Below are 20955 nucleotides of genomic sequence, written 5' to 3'. Positions count from 1 at the left end.
AGATGTGCAAAGCTCTTAAAAAATAAAATATTGATACTTAATTATAACATATTTAAAATTTTTTCGCAGAGTGTCTATGAACAGTCAATCTTTAAAGAATTCTGCCTCATGGAAGGTTATTTTAGAGCAGCGAAAAAAAAAGCGCTTACTGATCATATTATTATGTTGTTTGGTTATGACAATTGCAGCAAGTCTCATAGTGTATGCAATGCGTCATGCGGTCAGTTTTTTTAGAATGCCCTCTGAAATTACAAGAGAAGATATTTTAACGGAGCGCCCTTTGCGTTTGGGTGGCTTTGTTGAAAAGGGAACTGTTCAATATGTTGGAGAGAGAGGCGTTGTTTTTTTTGTAACGGATAACAAAAAACATGAAAAAGTAGTTTTCAATGGTGCCTTACCGGATCTTTTTCGTGAAGGTCAGGGGGTGATCGTAGAAGGGCATTTCGATAAACAGGGCTTTTTTATAGGGATGCGTATTTTAGCAAAACATGATGAAACTTATATGCCTAAAGAAACAGCTGATCGTTTGAAAAAACATTACATTATGGAGAAATAATTCGATTGTGCTTGTCGAACTGGGTCATATTTTTTTAGCTGCAGCATTTTCAGTAAGCTTATTAGGGGCATTTTTACCTGCTTTAGGTTTTTGGTGGAGAGAGCGTTTGTTAATGCAAACAGTTGTTCCTCTAACATATATCACTTTTACATTACTGCTTTTATCTTTTTTAGTGATAATTTATGCTTATGTCGTATCTGATTTTTCTGTTTTGAACGTTGTTGAGAATTCTCATTCAGAAAAACCGATGCTCTATAAAATTACAGGTGTTTGGGGCAACCACGAAGGCTCTATGTTGTTATGGGTTTTAAGTCTTGCTTTTTTTAGCGCATTGATGGCTTTTTTTAGCCAACATTTGCCAGAAGATTTTAAGACGCTTGTTTTAATTTGCCAAAGTTGGATTACAACTGCTTTTCTTTTATTTATTCTTTTTGTATCCAATCCATTTTTACGCGTAAATCCACCAGCATTGCAGGGAAATGGTCTCAATCCTCTTTTACAAGATATCGCATTAGCAATTCATCCACCGCTACTTTATTTAGGTTATGTCGGTTTTTCACTTTGTTTTTCTTTTGCCGTTGCGGCATTGATTATGGGACATGTTGATAGAATTTGGGCGCGTGGGATTCGTCCGTGGCTTTTACTTGCTTGGTGTTTTTTGACATTGGGTATTATGGTTGGCTCTTATTGGGCTTATTATGAGCTAGGATGGGGGGGGTATTGGTTTTGGGATCCTGTTGAAAATGTTTCGTTTATGCCGTGGCTTTCAGGAACGGCTCTTTTACATTCTGCTCTTGTTCTCGAAAAACGAGAAATATTGAAAAGTTGGACTCTGTTTTTAGCGCTGCTTACTTTTTCCCTTTCTCTGATGGGAACTTTTCTTGTGCGTTCTGGGCTTTTAGTTTCTGTTCATAGTTTTGCTGTTGATCCAGCACGCGGGCAAGCAATTCTTGCTCTTTTATTTTTTTTTACGGGAGCTGCTTTTCTTCTTTTTGCTTTGCGTACCCCTATTTTAAAAACAGAAAGATTTTTTCAACCAATTTCACGTGAAGGGTTTATTGTTTTAAATAACTTGTTACTGACAACAATAACAGCAACAGTATTGATTGGTACGCTTTATCCTTATTTTATTGAGATATTAACAGGGCAAAAAATTTCTGTAGGGGCTGCTTTTTTTAATCTTACCTGTGGACCGCTAATGGTTTTGCTGTTGTTGTTTGTTCCATTTGGGACAATGATGGCATGGAAACGCGGTGATTTTCTTGCAGTTTTTGAACGCTTGTGGTTTGTTTTTGTATTGGTTGGTATCGTCTGTTTTATAATATTCTATGCGACATCTGTGCGTGATATTTTTGCAGTTTTAGGGATTGGGCTTTCAGCGTTTGTTTTTTTAGGCAGTTTAGCGGATCTATGGGGAAAGAGTGGATATGGCAAGAGAGCTTTTTCAGTACGCGTTAAGAGATTTCTTGGATTGCCATGGTCTACTTTTGGTGCAGCAATAGCACATATGGGATTAGGCGTTACATTATTTGGTATTGTTTGCGTAGCAAGTTTTGGGCAAGAACGTATTTTAATCATGAACGAAGGGGATAGGGTGACGATAGCGGATAAAACGCTTCATTTTGATGCAGTGTATGATGGTGTTGGTTCGAATTATTCGACAATGGAGTTTTATTTTAAAATATATGAAAATAAAAACATTGTAGGTCATGTAACAGCCTCAAAGCGATTTTATTCAAGCCAAAATACATCAATAACAGAAGTTGGTCTTAAAAATCATGGCTTATCACAGCTATATATTGTACCGGGACATATTGATAATCGGGGTCTCGTTGTGCACGTATGGTGGAAGCCTTATGTAATATGTATTTGGTTAGGGGCATTCATGATGGCTATGGGGGGATGTCTTTCTCTTTTGGGGTATTGGTTTCGCATTGGCATGTACAATAGGGTAGTGCTTGCTTTAAATTTTTGGAAAAGACATTGAGATGAAAAAAATTCTTTGGATTGTATTTTTTTTAATTGCAACGTTTCCTTTTCGATTAGCAATAGCAGTAGAGCCGGATGAGATTTTAAAGAATAAGATTCTTGAAGCGCGAGCACGCCATATTTCATCGCATTTACGTTGTCCTGTTTGTCAAAATCAATCAATTGATGATTCAGATTCTGCTTTAGCACGTGATTTACGGCTTTTAATTCGGGAAAGGCTAAAAATGGGCTATAGTAATCAGCAAGTCACTGACTTTCTTGTTGAGCGATATGGTGAATTTATTCTCTTGAAACCACCATTGAATAAGATAACTTGGTTTTTATGGTTCTCGCCTTTGATCATTATTATCATTGGCGTAAGTATCATATTTTTCCACTTCAAACGAAATAATCATGAGTTATGTGAATGAAAAAGAACAGTCAAAAATGTCATTGCATTAAAAAAAATGTTACATAAAAGAAAAAAATCAGATCATCTGCAATGAGCAGACAATCTTATTGTAATTATATTAGGGAATACTGAAACCTTACAAAACTTTAATAATTTAGACAGAAAACGGTAAGGTCTGGTATTTTATAAGTGATCGGAATTGAAATAAAGGTATGATTGAATAGGAGCATAGAATAAATGGTTAAAAAGGCTTTCTTTAAAACATTTGTCGCAGTGAGTTTTTCTGCGATATTGGAAAGTGCACTGTTTTTTAGTGGATGTACATCAAGCTTGTGGATGACAAAGGCTCATGCAAGTTCTGTATTTACTTCGTTAATGCAACAACAGGGATTTGCCGATATTGTTGCTCAAGTGAAACCAGCCGTTGTAGCAGTACAAGTAAAGAGCAATAAAAAGAAAGAAGATAGGTTCTTTAGCAACTTTTTTAGTGGTCCAGGACTTGATCAATTACCAGATCAGCATCCTTTAAAAAGATTTTTTAAAGAGTTTTATGATTTTGATAAACCTAAAAATAAATTTCCGCACCAATCGCAGAGACTCCGTCCTGTTGCTTTTGGATCGGGTTTTTTTATTTCGTCTGATGGTTACATTGTGACCAATGATCATGTGATTTCTGACGGAACAAGTTATACTGTTGTTCTTGATGATGGTACAGAATTGAACGCAAAGCTCATTGGGAAAGACCCCAAAACCGACCTTGCCGTATTAAAAGTGAATGATAAAAGAAAATTTTCTTATGTTGATTTTGGTGATGATTCAAAGCTTCGTGTTGGGGATTGGGTTGTTGCCATTGGGAATCCATTTGGTCTTGGTGGAACTGTGACAGCAGGTATTGTTTCTGCACGTGGACGTGATATTGGCACTGGTGTGTACGATGATTTTATTCAGATTGATGCTGCTGTTAATAGAGGAAACTCTGGTGGTCCAACGTTTGATCTTAATGGAAAGGTTGTTGGGGTTAATACAGCAATTTTTTCTCCTTCTGGAGGAAATGTTGGGATTGCTTTTGCTATTCCAGCAGCGACTGTAAAACAGGTTGTACAACAACTTATTGAAAAAGGTTCAGTTCAACGTGGTTGGTTAGGTGTTCAGATTCAGCCGGTAACAAAGGAGATTTCCGATTCAATAGGATTGAAAGAAGCCAAAGGTGCTTTGGTTACTGATCCGTTAAAAGGACCGGCAGAAAAGGCTGGTATTAAAGCGGGTGATGTAATTATTTCAGTGAATAATGAAAAAGTTGCTGATGCGCGTGAGCTGGCGAAACGTATTGCAAATATTAAACCAGGAGAAATGGTAACCATAGGGATTTGGAGATCAGGTAAGGAGGAGAGTATAAAGGTTAAACTCGCTTCAATGTCTGAAGATGAAAGTAAGAAAGAGACTTCAAAATATTCAAATGGACAGAGTGATTTAGATGAAACATTGGAAGATTATGGTTTGATTGTTATGCCTTCTGATGATGGTGTAGGGGTTGTCGTAACGGATGTCGATACCGATTCAGATGCTGCAGATAAAGGGATACGCCCTGGTGATATCATTGTGACAGTAAATAATAAACCAGTTAAACGAGTCTCTGATATTATTAACACAATCAAAAATGCTCAGCAGTTAGGACGAAAGGCTATACTCTTACAAGTGCGAACAAATGATCAGAATCGTTTTGTTGCTCTTCCAATTTTCAAAAAATAAAGCTTTAGTTGTAGGACAAATATTTATTAAACATTTGTCCTACAACATAATAAAATAATGGAGATACGTTTTATGAAGATACTCGTTATTGAAGATGATCATGAGACGGGGCATTATCTCGAAAAAGCATTTTTGGAAGTAGGGCATTCTGTTGATGTTGCTTATGATGGAGATACGGGATATGCTTTAGCAACCACGGAAAATTATGATGTTATGGTTGTTGACCGAATGCTTTTGCATCGTGATGGTCTTTCTATTATTGCTGAATTACGCGCTAAAGGCAATGAAACACCGGTTCTTATTCTGTCTGCTTTAGGGCAAGTTAATGATCGTGTAACGGGGCTGCGTGCAGGGGGAGATGATTATTTGACAAAGCCTTATGCTTTTTCTGAACTTCTTGCGCGTGTTGAAGTTTTACAACGACGGAAAAATCCTAAAGAAGCAGAAACTGTTTACTGTGTAGGTAATCTTGAGCTTGATCGGTTAGCACATACGGTAAAACGAGGTGATAGAAACATTCTATTGCAACCACGAGAGTTTCGTTTACTTGAATATTTGATGCGTTATGCGGGGCAGGTTGTTACACGCACTATGCTTTTGGAAAACGTTTGGAATTACCATTTTGATCCACAAACGAATGTCATTGATGTCCATATCTCTCGTTTGAGAGCCAAAATTGAAAAAGATTTTGATGTTCCCCTTCTCCATACAGTGCGTGGAGCTGGATATATGCTGAAAGTACCAGATAACAAAGCATGAATCGTTTGATTAATATAATGCGCACGACGGCGCTAAGGCTTTCAGCACTTTACATTTTATTGTTTGGATTGGTGGCAACAGGACTTTCTATTTATATGACGGCATTTTCTGCTTCATTGTTAACAGAGCAAACTGAACAGGCTTTACATGAAGAATTAAAGTATATTGAAAATGCTTATAATTATGGGGGATTATCCTTATTAATGCGCACTATTGATTATCGTTCAAGACAACCAGGAGCATTTCTTTATCTTGTTACAGATTCTATGGGGCGTATTTTAGCAGGAAATGTAGCACGTATTGAATTAGGTCTTTTGAATCAGAGTGGTTTTATTTCTACCTCTTTTTTGTATTCCCGTTTTGGAGAACATGGCAAAACAAGTGAACATCGCGCTTTGGCGGTTATTGTTGATTTACCTAATGCTATGAAGATTCTTATAGGACGTGATTTGGATGAGCCAGAACGTTTTGCTGTTGTTATTCGCAAAGCTGTGATCATTGCACTTGCTGCAATGGTTGGAGGCGCTTTACTCATATGGTTTTTTGTTGGCAGGAGAGCTTTACAAAGGATTGATCATGTAACGGCTGCATCACAGCGCTTGATGGATGGTGATTTCAGTGGGCGTTTACCTGTTTCTGGAGTAGGGGATGAGTTTGATCGATTGTCAACCAATCTTAATGTTATGTTAGACCGCATTGAAGAGTTAAATATTGGTTTACGTCAAGTATCAGATAATATTGCTCATGATCTGAAAACGCCGTTAACGCGTCTTAGAAATCGCGCTGAAGAAGCGCTTTCAGGAAATAAGACAAAGCTTGAATATCGTCAGGTCCTTGATAGGGTTATTGCAGAATCAGATCAACTTATTTGTACGTTCAATGCGATTTTAATGATTTCACGTATTGAGGCCAGCAGTGCAATTGAACATCTTGAAATGATGAATATGAAACTGATTATTGAGGATGCTGTTGAGCTTTACGAACCTTTTGCTGAAGAGTCAGGTGTTTTACTTCAGTTGGGAGATATATTTGATAAAGAGCTAAAATTGAATCGTGAGCTTGTTGCACAATCAATTTTTAATCTTATAGATAATGCAATTAAATATGCGCCTAAAGGTGGAAGGCAAGCGAAGGTTTGCTTATCAATGGAATATCGTGATGCACATTTATTAGTTGTTGTGAGCGATAATGGACCAGGAATAGCAGAGGATAAACGTGAAAAAGTGACAGAACGATTTGTTCGTCTTGAAGAAAGCCGCACACAACCTGGGTTTGGGATTGGTTTAAGTATAGCAAAAGCGGTTATGAAGCTTCATGGGGGTGAATTGTTACTTGAAAATGCAAATCCAGGGCTTAGAGCTGTTTTGTTATTTCCTTAAAGATATTTTTCTTCACTTTTCATACGTAACAACTATTTTAAAAGTATAAAGCAATAGAAAGGAAAGCAAAATGCTTTTCAAGGGAGCACAGACGAAACAAGCTTTTTTAAAAACACAGCTTCTCCCTTTATGTCCTCTCGATAAAAGTGGTTCCCAATGGTTAAAAGACATGGAAGAACAAGCAAGGAAAGAAGGTTTAGAAGCGATTGTTTCCATCATTTCAGAGAGTGGAACGCAGATTGATTTTATCAGTTCGGTTATGACCTTATCTCCTTTTTTGCGTGAGGTTTTAATTGCCAACACATCATATCTTAGTGCTTTATTAAATGTTGATATAGAAACAAGGCTGAGCGAAATTATAGATGATATTACAGCTATTGATAAGGATGAAGCTATAAATGAAACTTCATTGATGGCTGCTTTAAGGCGCAAAAAACGAGAAGCGCATGTTCTTATTGCTTTAGCTGATTTGGGTGGTGTTTTTACTTACGAAGTTTCATGTGCTTGGTTGACACGTTTGGGCGAAGCAGCATTAAGTGTAGCACTACGTTTTCTATTAAGAGAAGCGCATGATCATGGTAAGATCAATTTATTAAGCCGTGAGAATCCAGAAAAAGACTGTGGTTTAATTATTTTAGGGATGGGAAAGTTAGGAGCAGGGGAACTTAATTATTCTTCTGATATTGATCTTATTGTTTTCATTGATGAAACATCACCTCATATTGGTAATCTTTCTGAAAGTGTTGACGTATTTTCTAAAATGGTACGCCGATTAATCCGTATCATTCAAGAACGCACTGCGGAAGGATATGTTTTTCGTCTTGATTTTCGTCTTCGTCCAGATCCAGGATCAACCCCTTTGGCCTTACCAGTAAGGACTGCATTGCGTTATTACGAAGGGCGTGGGCAAAATTGGGAACGAGCAGCCATGATTAAAGCACGTCCAGTTGCTGGCGATAAGAGGGCAGGTTTTAACTTTCTCAAAGAGCTTTTTCCCTATGTGTGGCGGAAATATTTAGATTATGCTGCTATTGCTGATATTCATTCGATCAAACGTCAAATTCATGCGCATAAAAATTATGGTCAAATTGCAGCTTATGGGCATAATATAAAGTTAGGTCGTGGTGGTATTCGTGAGATTGAGTTTTTTGTTCAGACACAGCAGCTCATTGCTGGTGGACGTTTTCCTCAATTACGTGGACGTCAGACAGTTGCAATGTTAGCAGAACTTCACACGCTTGGTTGGATCAGTGAGAAAACGAGAAATAGCCTTATAAAAAGTTATGCTTTTCTTCGAAATGTAGAACATCGTATTCAAATGCTTTTCGATGAACAAACACATCTTCTTCCAAATGATACTGCTCAATTCATGAGTGTTGCCTATTTAATGGGTTATCAAGACAGTAACAGTTTTATCCGTGATTTATTAAAAACACTTCAGGTTGTTGAAAAACATTATGCAGCACTGTTTGAGAATGAGCAAGAGCTTGGTTTAGAAATTGGTAATTTAGTTTTTACAGGTGAAGAAGATGATCCAGAGACATTAATAACGTTAAGCCGTTTAGGTTTTGAAAGAGCAAGTGATATTTGTCGTATTATGCGCACGCTCCATTTTGGTCGTTATAAAGCAACGCAATCAGCCGAAGCACGCGAGAGATTAACGGAATTAACACCAGCTCTTTTGAAAGCTTTTGGTGGGACAAAACGAGCTGATGAGGCGATGTTGCGTTTTGATGGTTTTTTACAGGGCTTACCTTCAGGAATTCAGCTTTTTAGTCTTTTGCAGTCTAATCCTTCTCTTTTGGATATGCTTGTCCTTATTATGGGGGCTGCTCCACGTCTTGCAGAAATTATTGCACGCAGGTCCCATGTTTTTGATGGAATGTTAGATCCGAATATTCTTTCAGAATTACCGACCAAAACGTACTTAGAAAAACGGCTTGAATATTTTCTTGAAAATGTTCTTTCTTATGAGGAAATTCTTGACCATTTAAGGATTTTTGCAGATGAACAACGCTTTTTGATTGGTATTCGAATTTTAAACGGTACAATTACAGGAGAAAAAGCGGGTTTTGCTTTTACTGCGCTTGCTGATCTTATGATTACAAAAACATTTGCTACCGTTCAAGAGGAATTTTCTCGTCTTCATGGTCGTATTAAAGGGGGGCGTGTTGGCATATTGGGTATGGGGAAGCTTGGAAGTCGCGAATTAACAGCAGATTCCGATGTTGACCTCGTTTTGCTTTATGAACACGATAATGATGCAGAAATATCTGATGGAGAAAAGCCTCTTTATATCTCTCAATATTATACGCGTTTAGCACAGCGCCTCGTTTCTGCTTTATCCACTCTTACAAGCCAAGGTATTCTTTATGCCGTTGATTTAAGGTTACGGCCATTAGGCAATAAAGGACCTATTGCTGTTTCTTTTCCATTTTTTAAAAAGTATTATCGCCAAGAAGCATGGATATGGGAATATCTTGCTTTAACAAGAGCTCGAGGCATTGCAGGAGACCCTGATTTTTTACAAAAGCTAGAAAATGAAGTGTGTGCAATTATTGCTATTTCTCGTGATAAGAAGGAAGTTGCAAAAGAAGTATGTGAAATGCGTGCCTTGATTGCAAAAGAAAAGCCGCCAAAAAATCAATGGGATTTAAAAACGATGTCTGGTGGCATTATGGATTTGGAGTTTATTGCTCAATTTTCTCTTATTACACATGTCATTGAGTTTCAAATTGGAGCGACGACAGCGGATATTTTAGATCACTTACCAAATAGTTTTCTTAATCAGTCATGTATTGCTGATTTACATTATGCCCATCGTCTTTATACAAATTTGAGTCAAATTATACGGCTTTGCTTAAATGATTCTCTTGATCCCAATGATATGCCACCTGGATTAAGTGACCTTTTGTTGAATAGTGTTGGGGAACCTGATTTGCTTCGTGTTGAAAAATTAATTGCAGAAACTGGGCAATTGGTCTGTTCAGTTTTTACAAAAATCATGAAACATTAAAATAATTCTATAAGAATAAATAAAAATTATTAATTCCATTTTTATATATTAATTTTTTGTCTTTCATTTCATAGACGCTTGAGATGGTTAGAGTGAAGTTCTCTACTGGTTTTTCAAGTGTGATGAAAAAATTCTCCATTCTAGGTATCATTCTTTATACAAAAAACGATGAGTGATTAATTTAGTGAATCATATTTTTTATGAGCGTTATCTCATTTTTTCAAAAAATTGACATTATAATTATTTATATTATTGAATATAATGATGATCAATATGAAGCTATAAAAGCTGCTATAGATTAATAGTTTCTGGAAATTATAAATAATATTTAAGCTTTATTTAAAACTAATTTTAATTTTTTAACTGTGTCATTTTTGCTATAGATTTTTTCAAAAAATTGTGAAACGATTTACCATTATTTATGTATCACATTAGCTTTTAGGGGAGCAATTATGATTACAAAGTATTTAGCCTCAACATCTCTATTTTCTTTAATTTTAATTTCTGTAGTACAGGCGTCGGATATCGTTATTCCTGAACAACCTGTTCCTGTTATTCCAGCGCCTGCTTTGTCTTGGACAGGATTTTATCTTGGAGGACAGATTGGTAACTTTTCAGGTAAAACAACTGCAAGTTATTTAAAACATGAGACAGGGATATGGAATCCAATTGGAAAGGAGAATTTACCTAAACTTTCTGGTTTTATCGGGGGAGTTTATGCGGGTTCCAATATTGATATCGATAATAGTTTTATTATAGGTATTGATACAGATATTATGTGGTCTGGTAAAAAGGATTCTAAAGATGTCAATCTACCGAAAAAAAGTCCAACTGAAGAAACACCAAAACCTATAGAAGAAACAAGTCTAACAAGAGATTTGCAGGAGAATGATTCAACAAGGCGTATTAAAGCTGTACGTCATACTTTAAAACAAAAATGGGCTGGTGCTACACGGGTGAGAGTTGGTTTTGCGATTGAGCGTATGATGCCTTATATTTCCGGAGGGATTGCTTATACGCAGCTTCAGAATATTTTTGGGTTAGTTACTGATAGCAAAAATGGAGAAGTTGATTTTTCTGATTGGTTGCATGATGAAAAAAAGACCATGATTGGTTATACCCTTGGAGGTGGTATTGATTTTGCAATGACTGATAATGTTATTGTGCGTGCAGAATATCGTTATTCAGATTTTGGCAAAAAGAAGTTCATACAGGATAAATTTGAAATGGGCTACAAAACAAATGATTTCCGCGTGGGTGTAGCTTATAAATTTTAATTTTTTGCATAATTAAACACTTCAAAAGTCTCATTTTCGAATGAGGCTTTTATTTTTCAGATATGTTCTAGTAAATATCCTTTACTCAAAAGAGCTATTATTTTATTAGAACAATAGTTTGATTTGTAAACATAAATTACGTTTTGTCATGTTGAGTGAGAGACCCAAGTGTCATAAGATTTTCTCATTTTAAACCTATACCATATTGAACCAATCAAAACTATGTCTTTTGCACGTCAAAAAGAGGAGGCGTCGTGAGATAAAAACATTAAAGAAAGAATAAAAATGCTTCTTATGAACCATCTTAAGTGCTAAAGGCTGTCGCTACATTAGGGGTGGCAAAGTGTGAGATTTTGATACTAGCTTGCTTTTCCATAAACGTGAAGATGGTGTTGCTAAATGGACTTAACATTACATCATTCATAGGTACCGTCGGGAAATGGGTTTGGGTGCTTTAAAAGATGCTTTTTTAAACCAACATGTGAATTGGCAAGCTAATGGCATTTTATTTTATTTGAAAGATCTTTCATACAATCAACGTTTCTGTTTTGCGGTATCGTAAAACATTTTATTTAATAACAAAAAGCTCGCAAAAAATTCTAAAGAACGTAAAATTACATCCGCAATATAACTCAATAATAAAATAATTATAAAGAGTATTATAAAGTGATTTATAGGAAAAAATAGAGAGAAAATTAGGAATTTATTGAGACATAAAAAACATTATTACCTATGTCTGTTATCGAAATATAATCTATTATTTTTCCTAATTTTTAATGTACCATAATAAATTTTGAGTGAAATAGTAATGGATCATTTCAAATCTATTTACGATAAATCAATCAACATCATTTGTTTATGAATCACAAGTAGGTTGGGTTATTTAAATTATATACTTTAGTTATTATTTGGCTTTTTTAGCCATTGATTTTCAGGTATAGAAGCTGAATGAGCTTCTCTATTATTCTATAAAATATCATCATTGTAATAATATAAGAATTTTACGCATTAGATGCTTTTGGAGGAGTGGATGATGAAATTCAAAGCAGGGTTTATGTGTAGAGCTTTGTGAAGTAAATCACATGCGCAATTAGCAGCTGGAACCCGTGAGACAAGAATCCGAATTATTTATAAATCAGATGTGGTAGAATTTTCGTCCTTTAGAGCGGGAAGGAAGAAAACCGATAAGTTTGTAAAAAGCTAGTCACATAAGTGGGGCAGCAGATGGAACTGTCTGAGAAAAATTGATCTATTGACAGAGAAGGTAAAACTTTATCTTTTAAGGAGAAAAAGGGAAATAAGAATTATGATTTCCAAAGGGATATGAAATAAAAATATTTTTATTTTTGGTTGTTTGGGCAACTATGAAGGTGTTTAAAGATTAATTGTTTCAGTACATGCAATCTCGTTTTTGGGGTTGATAATGCTATAACGTTTTAATTGGCAATGCCATTGATTTTGTAAGCGTTCAATGGAAAATAAATTAAAGCCTGCGGGCGGTTTTTTATCACCAAAAGCTTGTGATGCGGAAGGAACACCAACAATAGGAATTTTTTTAATTGGTCCTTCAATGTAATTCAATGTGGGTAAATGAGTATGTCCGTGAAGAATAAGCTCACAACCGTGGTATTTGATAACGTCTAGAAAACGTTTTATATCCCGTAGTTTTTTATGCCAAGACGTTGCCTTTGGAAAGGGGGGGTGGTGAATCATGACGACACGAAAAAGGTTGCGCTGTGCTGCTTCCTTTAAAAAGAGCGGTAAAGTTTGCGCTTGCATTTTACCAAAATAGCCAGAAGCTTGAAAAGGCAATGTCGCAATGGCTGAAGAAGCTGCTATGATGGCAACATCTTTGCGAATGCGCATATAAGGAAAGGCACTTTTTTGAGGGATGTCACCTGTAATCCAAGGTTTAAAGAGAGTGCATGCTTTTTGTAAAGCGCCGCGGACATAGGCATCGTGATTTCCAAATGTCAAAGAAATATCTTGAGGTTTTCCTAGGTTAAGTAGCCAACGATGAGCTTGTACAAATTCTTTATCGAGAGCAAGATTTACAAGATCACCAGAGATCACAAGGTGATCAGGTTTTGTTTTGTTCAAGGCATCTATTAAAGTTTCTAGGACATCTGTTGCCATCTGACTCTTACGTTTTTTTTGCCAGTTCAGATAGCCGGTAAGACGTTTCCCAGAAAGTTCAAAAAGGGAAGGTTGCGGGAGAGGGGAAAGATGTACATCCGATATATGGGCAAGATAAAACATAAAAGCTCGTAAAGTATTAAAAACGATTTAAAGAATAAACATAAGATAAGTTAGTGCTTAAAGGCAAGAAAGATTGTAAAATGAAAATTAGCTTGCAAAAAAGAATGTCTCAAGCGGAATGTTCTAAATAGAATATCCCTAATAAAATATCATTGTGTTGTAGATTCACATATTTGTAAAAAAAAACATTTCTCAATGCGTTTGAGCTAATTTCACGATGGTACTCGATATTATAATGGAAAGCTTCTGTGAACTATATAGGGCTTACTGTACACTACCATCTCTACACTTATACAAGGTGCAAATAAAAAACATCATACTATTTTCCCCAATTTTATGAAAATCCTTGCTTTGCTTTAAGAGGATTCATAAGAGGTATTTCACTCTTTTCTTCAATGGTTTCTATCCATACAGCATCCCTTCTAATAATACGCAAGAGAATGTTTTTTATTGTTTTAATATGAGGATATTGGAAATAAGGAGAATTCCACTGTATTTTTAGTTATAAATCAATACGTTATCTAATTACAAAAGACAAGTAAATACGTAAAAAGATAAGCTGAATTTTAAAACTATTATACGAAATCTCAGACTTTTTAACGGCCTTCATAATACCACATGCTGCTCAACAGTAAAAGGCAAGCAAGCAGTGCAAAAAAACCAGAAAATATCGAAAAATAAAAGGTATTGATTAAACGGGTTTCTGTTGCTTCTTTCAGAACGATTGAATGTGCTGGGGAAGAGGACGGACTTGTTTTTGATTGAATCAGCTTAAATGGAGGAAGATGAATGTTTTCTTTTCCTTCAGGGTGTAAACGTCCGATGTAGCCACCAGTGTGCTTAATAATGGAGGCTAGTTTTTCTTGTGTTGAAATCAAGTCAAACAACTCAAGATTATCGAGCATCCCTACAGAAGAAAGTATTGTTAAATCGCCATTTTTAATGGTAAAAATTCCTGTCTCATCAGTGGTCACAGTTGCAGTAAAAAGGCCTTCTTTCTCTTTGGTCAGAGTAATATTTTCTTTTTTTCCAGAGGGAAAGATTATTTCAGCGGGTTCTGGATGGTCTTTTAGAGTTTGGCGGCGAATTGTTAAATGATGATGGCTGCTGGTCGCACTTAATTTTTCTTCCTCAAGTTCTGGTTCTTTCATGAGCCAATGGGCAATACGACGATAAAGAGCAGCATAAGGACCACCGCCTTCGAAACCTCGTGCCCAAAGCCAACTTTCATCAGAAAGCAACATGCCTACACGTCCTTTATCAACATGCGAGAGAAGTAAAAGTGGTTGTTCATCGGCTCCTTTCATGAGGGCGATTCCGTTATTTATGTTTTGAATAGCAATTTGTCGCAACCATTGCCCCCATTGAGAAGCGGGAAGGTTAAGTGTTGCAAGACCCCTTGTGACAGGATGGCGCTCACCTTCTTTGGTTAATGTGGGGCGAAAAGGTTTTTCAATAATAGTTCCATTGGGCAATGCCGGTAGAATGCTTATTAAAGGTGTTTTCGCAAGTGAGTTTTTTTGGGTAAACTCAGGTCCTGTTACCATCAACAATGCACCCCCCTTTTGTACATATTGGGCGATATAATCATAATAGATTAAGGGGAGAACAGTAGAGTGCTGGTAGCCATCAAGGATGATGAGATCAAAGTTATTAATTTCTTCAACAAAGAGTTTTCTTGTGGGAAAGACCACTAGGGATAATTGGCTTGAGGGCGTATTATCTGCTTTGGTGGGGGGACGCAAAATAGTAAAGTGAACAAGATCAATATTGGAGTCACCTTTCAAAAGGTCTCGCCATGTCCGTTCTCCATTATAAGGAGCACCTGAAATAAGAAGAACGCGTAAATTTTCTCTGATTCCTTCAATAATTGTTATGGCGCGGTTGTTTTCAAAGCTTAGTTCACCTTTGTGTGGATCAGTTATAACTTGGATAATATTTTTTTCAGCATGAGGAAGGGTAATTTCAGTTTGAAAAATCACGCCAGGAGTTACAGAATAATGGCCAATGTCTTGTCCATTGACGCTTAGTGTAATATTTGCTTTCTGTGATATTGTTTTTTGGGCGGGGCCTTTATCTTCTACCAAAATGGAGAGCGTTTGTGGTTTGTTGACAAGGGCAAAGCGTGGAGGAGAAATAAACTTGATTTGGCGATCAAATTCATCTGAGTATCCTGTAATCAGGGCATTGAGAGGTGCTTCATGATGAAGGTCTGATAGGTCAGGGATGTCATGCACTTGTCCATCGGTGATAAAAATGGTTCCTGCATAACGAGAGAACGGTACATCAGATAGTGCTTGTGTTAAAGCTTCAAACAAATTCGTTGAGGGTGCATATTGATTATCAGCAAGTTTCCCAGCTTCAATAAAGTGTGGTTCAAATTGTGGATAATGCGCCAGTGTTTCGACTAATTGCCTGCGCGCTTCATCACTATCATTTGTACGTGTTCCAAATGATTGGCTTTTGCTGCGGTCAATGACAATGCCTACTGTGCTTTTCAGTGGTTCGCGCTGTTCTTTTATGATCATTGGATTGAGCAAAGCAAGGATAAGGGCGCTTAATGCCATCAGACGAAATAAAGAACCTTGCCGTTGCGTAACAAGACTAACAACGACAAAAAGAATCGACATTCCGCTTAAGAGCAGAATCCAAAAGAGTGGTAAAAAAGGCTGAAAAGTGAAAAATGATATCATTGCCTTCTTTCTCTTTTAAAGCGTTCCAAGAGTGCTGGAACATGAACTTGATCCGCTTTATAGTTTCCTGTAAGCACATAAAGGACAATATTTAAACCTGCACGAAATGCCCATAGACGTTGCATTGGATCATTGGGAACAAGGGGATATTTCCATGCCCCTTTTTCATCGAGTGCCCAAGCCCCGGCAAAGTTATTTGCGGTGATGAGAAGAGAACTTACGTTATCGCCGTTGGCAAGAGAGTTTTTATTTTTTTTGTTTGTTGATGAGGATTCAACCCATAAAGGTGAACCACGGTAGAGACCAGGAAAATCTGGCATAATATAAAAAGAACGTGCAACAACATGATCTGTTGATGCTGGCTCAATGGATGGAATGTTTAATCCTTTTAAGATATCTCGTAATCTTTGCGTTTCTGGAGTAGCGTCTCCTTCAAGATTAAGATTGCTCTTTATCTGATCGCGCGTGTCAAATAAAATTGTTCCCCCATGTTTCATAAAGTTATTTATTTTTTCAAGGCTTTTGGGGGTTGGTATAGGACTCTTAACATCAATTGGCCAGTAAATAAGAGGATAAAAAGAGAGTTCATCTTTATCGAGATCAAGTGCTGTAACAGAGCCAAGGGTAAGCATTGTGCGCTCTGCGATAAATTGACTTAACGCTTCTAGACCACTTTTACTCGTTGTATCAATTTCATGATTATTGGTTATAACATAGGCAAGATGTGTTGCGCCAGCAGCTTGTACACTATCATGATGATTTTCTTTCGTTTGTGCATGAAGAGTTGGATCATATGAAAACAAGGCAATAAGACTTATAAAGGGGACGAGAAACATATTACGCCGTTTCATGAAAGAAAAAATATCTCCCATCCATAAAATGAGAAAATTGTCAAAGGCGAATAATAAGATGGCTAATCCTAAAAGTGGACCGATAAGATTTTTTTCTTTTGTATCGTAAGATAAAGGGCTTTTATTAAGAGAAGTTGGCAATGATGATTGTTTCATCAAGTGCGACGAATGAGTTAAGAGATTGAGTGCATAAAAATTGTTTTTGGTACCATAAAGTCCTGGGGGAGTATGGTAGGAAGGATGGGGTGGATTTTGAGAGTCAAAGATCAAAGGAACAACATCAGAGGGTGGTACTTGTAATTGTCCGTCAACGGCTATAGTTCGCCAAGGGTTTTGTACCACTGTTCTTTTTTCTCTGTGTGTTAGGTTTGTGTTTTCGTTAGAACCTAATGTGATTAATTTTTGCAGCATTTGTGCAAAAAAGCCAGAAAGAGGAAGGTTAGACCATGTTGGGTCAGGAGCAACATGAATGAGAATGAGGGTTCCTTTACCACGTTTTGCTGCGGTAATAAGAGGAGTTCCATCCGAAAGGCTAAGCCACGTTTTTTCAAAAAGATCTGGGGTTGGTTCTGCGAGGATTTGGCGCGAGACAGTAACATCTCCTGGAAAGGGAAGACCAAAGAAAAAGCTATTTTTTGTAAAAGGTGCAAGCTTTTGTGGTTTTGTCCAAGACATAATACTTCCAAGGGAACGTTGACCTGGGCGCAGTGGTATCGGAAGAAGGTTATCGTAATGTTCTGCGCTACTGAGTTTTTCTCCTGCAAAGCGGATGAGTGTTCCCCCTTTATTCACAAAATCAGAAAGTTTTTTTTCTGCTTTTGGGGATATGTTAACAATGTCACCCATAATCAAAACAGATGGATTTTGTTTAAGCAAATGATCAATATCCGTTGAAAGTTCTCTTCCACCGGCTGTTATAAGCTGTGTATGACCTTGTAAGGCTTTGATAATGTAATAAAATGGAGCAAGTAAAGGCTGTGCCATTTCATTGGTATCGGGTGAGAGAAGAGCAACACGGCTTATCCTGTTATGGCTATCTACCAAGAAGGTTGCAGCAGCATGGTTTTGATTGTTTATTTTTATCCAAGCGATATCATTGCGTAGTTCAAGTGGTACATTAAAAGGAACAAGTGCTGTTGTTTCTCCTTCAGAGAAATTTTTCGTAAATTGACCGAGAAGTTGATTATTTGAATCGTAGAGGCTGAGTATAGCGGGAGTGTTGCTGTGTGTTGTTGAGCGGATAATACGCGCGCCCATGTTTCCATTGTTATTTTCTATGGATGTTATGCCGGTTAAATCGGAAATATCAGTCAAATACCACAAGAAGTTTCTAGGTTTTAATTCTTCAAGAAGAGCAAAAGCTTGCTCATCTTCATTTGTTTGTAATCCATCACTTAAATAAGCAATATCAAGAGGTTTTCCTTTGGTTATTTCGCTGAGTTTTTTGAAGGCATGCACACGGTTGACAGGCCAAGGACGCGGTTGCAAATGCATTAAATGCTGTTTTATAATCTTGGCTGGTTGGGGCTCTATATTGGAGATATTATTTTCAGCCGTTGCAACAAGATAAATATTTTTTTGCTGTTTTTCTGCCTGAGCAAGGAGTATTTCAGCGATAGAGATGCGCTTTTTCCATTCTTTTACAGAAACCCAACCATTATCAATAATGAGTGCAAGGGGTTGAGACCCAGAAAAGCTTATTGGTTTTTGATTCCAAGTGGGGCGTGCTAGAGCTATGATAACAAGTGCCGCTATGGTTAAACGCAACAAGAGCAACCACCAAGGTGTATGTTTTGCTGTTTCTTGTTGATGAGTTGGTTTGGGTAAGAAGCGAAAAGGGGGAAAAAGCTCTTTACGCGGAGATGGAGGAGTTATCCGCAACAGCCACCAAATGACCGGTAGGAACAAAAGCCCTAGTAACAGAAAGGGAGCAGCAAAACTCAAAGTGCCCTCCTTTTTTGCAATGGAGAGTCGCTCATTGTATTTGCAAGATGAAAAATGGTCTCTGTTAAAGGTTGATCTGTTGTACTAACGTGATAAGACCATCCTTGGCGTGCGCAAAAATTTACCAATTCTTGTCGCCTTGCGTGATATAGTTTACAATAGCTCTTACGAAGATCTTCTGCTTTAGTGGAAACATGTTTCTCTTTTGTTTCAGGATCCAAAAATTCTGTGTGACCTGTGTAGGGAAAGCTTTCTTCTGCGGGATCAGAAATTTCAATTAAATGAGCTGTCACCTGTTTTGTAGTTAAAACGGTTAAATGTTGGATGATTTTTTCAGGATAATCGAGAAAATCACTCATTATAACGACATGTGAAAAGCGTGTAATCGTTGAAAAATCCGGAAATAAATTTTCATCTGAATGATTTTCTAAAGCAAAGGCTATTCGTTCTACGACATTGGATGTCATTGTGGGGGACATTAAGTTGGGAATAGCAATATGTTCGCCACTGCGTGCAAGAAGGGATGCCAAGGTAAGGGTAAGAATAATAGCATGATTACCTTTAGAGATTTTAGAAAAGCGCGAACAGTAATGCATTGATGCGCTCTGATCAGGACAAAGCCAAACGGTTTGTGTCGTTTGCCATTCGTGTTCACGGAGATACGTATTTTCATCACGCGCTGAGCGACGCCAATCAATGCGGCTAATGGATTCTCCTTCCATATAGGGACGAAATTGCCAAAAGTTTTCCCCATTACCGCTTTTACGTTGTCTATGCCACCCGGTTATCAATGTATTAGCGATATGACGCGCTTGTAAAAGGAAATATGGCATTTTGCCAGTATCCTTATGCAGTTCATTTGCCAGCGACAATGGAGGCTTTTGTAAAACTTTTTTGCCAAGTGCCATTCAAAGAGCATCTTTCACAAGGTTATTGATAATATCTTTTACGGTTATATCTTCAGCACGGGCAGAAAAATTAAGAGCCATGCGGTGTTGTAATACGGGATAGGCCAATGCTTCAACATCATCAAGTGAAGGGGCTAAGCGTCCATAATAAAGAGCACGGGCGCGAACACAAAGTGAAAGGGCTTGTGATGCCCGTGGACCAGGTCCCCAAGAAACATAAGTATTAGCAAGGCTATTGTCTTTATGAGGGCGAGATGAGCGGACAATTTTTAAAATAGCTTCAATCACATTTTCTGAAAGAGGCATTTTGCGAACGATATTTTGAATTTTTTGCAATTTTTTGCCGGATAAAATTGGTTTTGCATTTGATTTTTTTTCTTTTGTTGTTTCTAAAATAATCCGTCGCTCTGTTGTGAGGTCAGGATAGTCAATATCGATTTGCATCAAAAAGCGATCCAGTTGTGCTTCAGGAAGTGGATAGGTCCCTTCTTGTTCGAGAGGATTTTGCGTTGCAAGGACATGAAAAGGTTGTGGCAAATCATAACGGTTACCTGCAACAGTAACATGATATTCTTGCATAGCTTGTAAAAGGGCTGACTGTGTCCGTGGGGAAGCACGATTGATTTCATCGGCCATGAGAAGTTGCGTGAAAATAGGACCTTGAATGTATCGAAAAGAACGTTTACCGTCTTTATCGGAATCCATAATTTCAGAACCAATAATATCCGATGGCATTAAGTCAGGAGTGAATTGGATGCGTTTTTCATCAAGCCCTAAGACTGTTCCCAATGTTTCAACAAGACGTGTTTTTGCAAGTCCTGGAGCACCGACAAGAAGGGTGTGACCACCAGCAAAAATAGCGATTAAAGCATATTCGATTACCTGATTTTGCCCAAAAATAACTTTGTCAATTTCTTTTTGTAAAATATCCAATTCTTTGTGTGCCGTATCAATATCATCAATAATGACTTGAGCTTCATGATTGATATTGACCTTTTTTATAGAATTGGATGATGGATCATGTTGACTCATATTTCTTCCTTAAGGCGTTTGTCGCAAAAATGGTAATTTTCTCTGCATGATAATGGATATCTTATTGTTTGTAACAGAAAATGAGAAGAAATGAAGTATCATATGCCGTTTTTTTTCATATTCGTATAGAAGAGAAAAGTTTCTTTGGAAGA

13 protein-coding genes are annotated in these 20955 nt (G+C 37.2%); 8 read left to right on the top strand and 5 right to left on the bottom strand.

Translation table 11 applies throughout. The features are described 5' to 3' along the window. The first annotated feature begins 76 nt into the window (after positions 1 to 76). The 8 genes from ccmE (at position 77) to ACFIKX_RS03515 (ending at position 11116) form a co-directional block, all read left to right on the top strand. Entirely contained in the window at positions 77 to 556 is a 480-nt protein-coding gene (ccmE, locus tag ACFIKX_RS03550; RefSeq protein ID WP_375611160.1) for a cytochrome c maturation protein CcmE, read from the top strand. 7 nt (positions 557 to 563) lie between these two features. Further along, positions 564 to 2543 (top strand): heme lyase CcmF/NrfE family subunit, encoded by a 1980-nt coding sequence (locus tag ACFIKX_RS03545; protein WP_375628211.1) that lies wholly within the window; start codon positions 564 to 566, stop codon positions 2541 to 2543. A 1-nt stretch (position 2544) separates the two neighbouring features. Next, positions 2545 to 2955 carry a cytochrome c-type biogenesis protein CcmH gene (locus tag ACFIKX_RS03540; RefSeq protein WP_375628209.1) on the top strand — a complete coding sequence of 137 codons (411 nt, stop codon included), beginning with the start codon at positions 2545 to 2547 and terminating at the stop codon, positions 2953 to 2955. 218 nt (positions 2956 to 3173) lie between these two features. Beyond that, positions 3174 to 4685: a Do family serine endopeptidase gene (locus ACFIKX_RS03535; RefSeq protein WP_375611163.1), complete on the top strand. Its 1512-nt coding sequence runs from the start codon at positions 3174 to 3176 to the stop codon at positions 4683 to 4685. 72 nt (positions 4686 to 4757) lie between these two features. After that, complete coding sequence (locus tag ACFIKX_RS03530; RefSeq protein WP_273791552.1) at positions 4758 to 5444, top strand: response regulator transcription factor; 687 nt, start codon at positions 4758 to 4760, stop codon at positions 5442 to 5444. Continuing rightward, positions 5441 to 6823, top strand: a complete 1383-nt coding sequence (locus ACFIKX_RS03525) for an ATP-binding protein (RefSeq protein WP_375628208.1) — start codon at positions 5441 to 5443, stop codon at positions 6821 to 6823. The genes ACFIKX_RS03530 and ACFIKX_RS03525 overlap by 4 nt, the downstream gene beginning before the upstream one ends. A gap of 70 nt (positions 6824 to 6893) precedes the next feature. Further along, entirely contained in the window at positions 6894 to 9839 is a 2946-nt protein-coding gene (locus ACFIKX_RS03520; RefSeq protein WP_375628207.1) for a bifunctional [glutamine synthetase] adenylyltransferase/[glutamine synthetase]-adenylyl-L-tyrosine phosphorylase, read from the top strand. 452 nt (positions 9840 to 10291) lie between these two features. Beyond that, positions 10292 to 11116 (top strand): outer membrane protein, encoded by an 825-nt coding sequence (locus tag ACFIKX_RS03515; protein ID WP_375628205.1) that lies wholly within the window; start codon positions 10292 to 10294, stop codon positions 11114 to 11116. A gap of 1374 nt (positions 11117 to 12490) precedes the next feature. Here the strand turns inward: ACFIKX_RS03515 and ACFIKX_RS03510 are convergent. The 5 genes from ACFIKX_RS03510 to ACFIKX_RS03490 all read right to left on the bottom strand — a co-directional run bounded on the left by ACFIKX_RS03510 (position 12491) and on the right by ACFIKX_RS03490 (position 20803). Then, on the bottom strand, positions 12491 to 13375 hold the full coding sequence (locus tag ACFIKX_RS03510) for a metallophosphoesterase family protein (protein WP_375628204.1): 885 nt from the start codon (positions 13373 to 13375) through the stop codon (positions 12491 to 12493). A gap of 596 nt (positions 13376 to 13971) precedes the next feature. Continuing rightward, positions 13972 to 16068: a glutamine amidotransferase gene (locus ACFIKX_RS03505; RefSeq protein WP_375628202.1), complete on the bottom strand. Its 2097-nt coding sequence runs from the start codon at positions 16066 to 16068 to the stop codon at positions 13972 to 13974. Next, positions 16065 to 18863 (bottom strand): DUF4159 domain-containing protein, encoded by a 2799-nt coding sequence (locus tag ACFIKX_RS03500; RefSeq protein WP_375628201.1) that lies wholly within the window; start codon positions 18861 to 18863, stop codon positions 16065 to 16067. Before ACFIKX_RS03500 ends, ACFIKX_RS03505 begins: the two co-directional genes overlap by 4 nt. Continuing rightward, complete coding sequence (locus ACFIKX_RS03495; protein ID WP_375628200.1) at positions 18860 to 19771, bottom strand: DUF58 domain-containing protein; 912 nt, start codon at positions 19769 to 19771, stop codon at positions 18860 to 18862. The genes ACFIKX_RS03500 and ACFIKX_RS03495 overlap by 4 nt, the downstream gene beginning before the upstream one ends. After that, positions 19772 to 20803 carry an AAA family ATPase gene (locus tag ACFIKX_RS03490; protein WP_375628198.1) on the bottom strand — a complete coding sequence of 344 codons (1032 nt, stop codon included), beginning with the start codon at positions 20801 to 20803 and terminating at the stop codon, positions 19772 to 19774. Positions 20804 to 20955: the final 152 nt, after the last annotated feature.

Origin of the sequence: Bartonella sp. CM86QHHN, assembly GCF_042194695.1 — a bacterium.
In the GTDB taxonomy this organism is placed as follows: Bacteria; Pseudomonadota; Alphaproteobacteria; order Rhizobiales; family Rhizobiaceae; genus Bartonella.
This window is presented reverse-complemented; position numbering and strand designations above follow the sequence as displayed.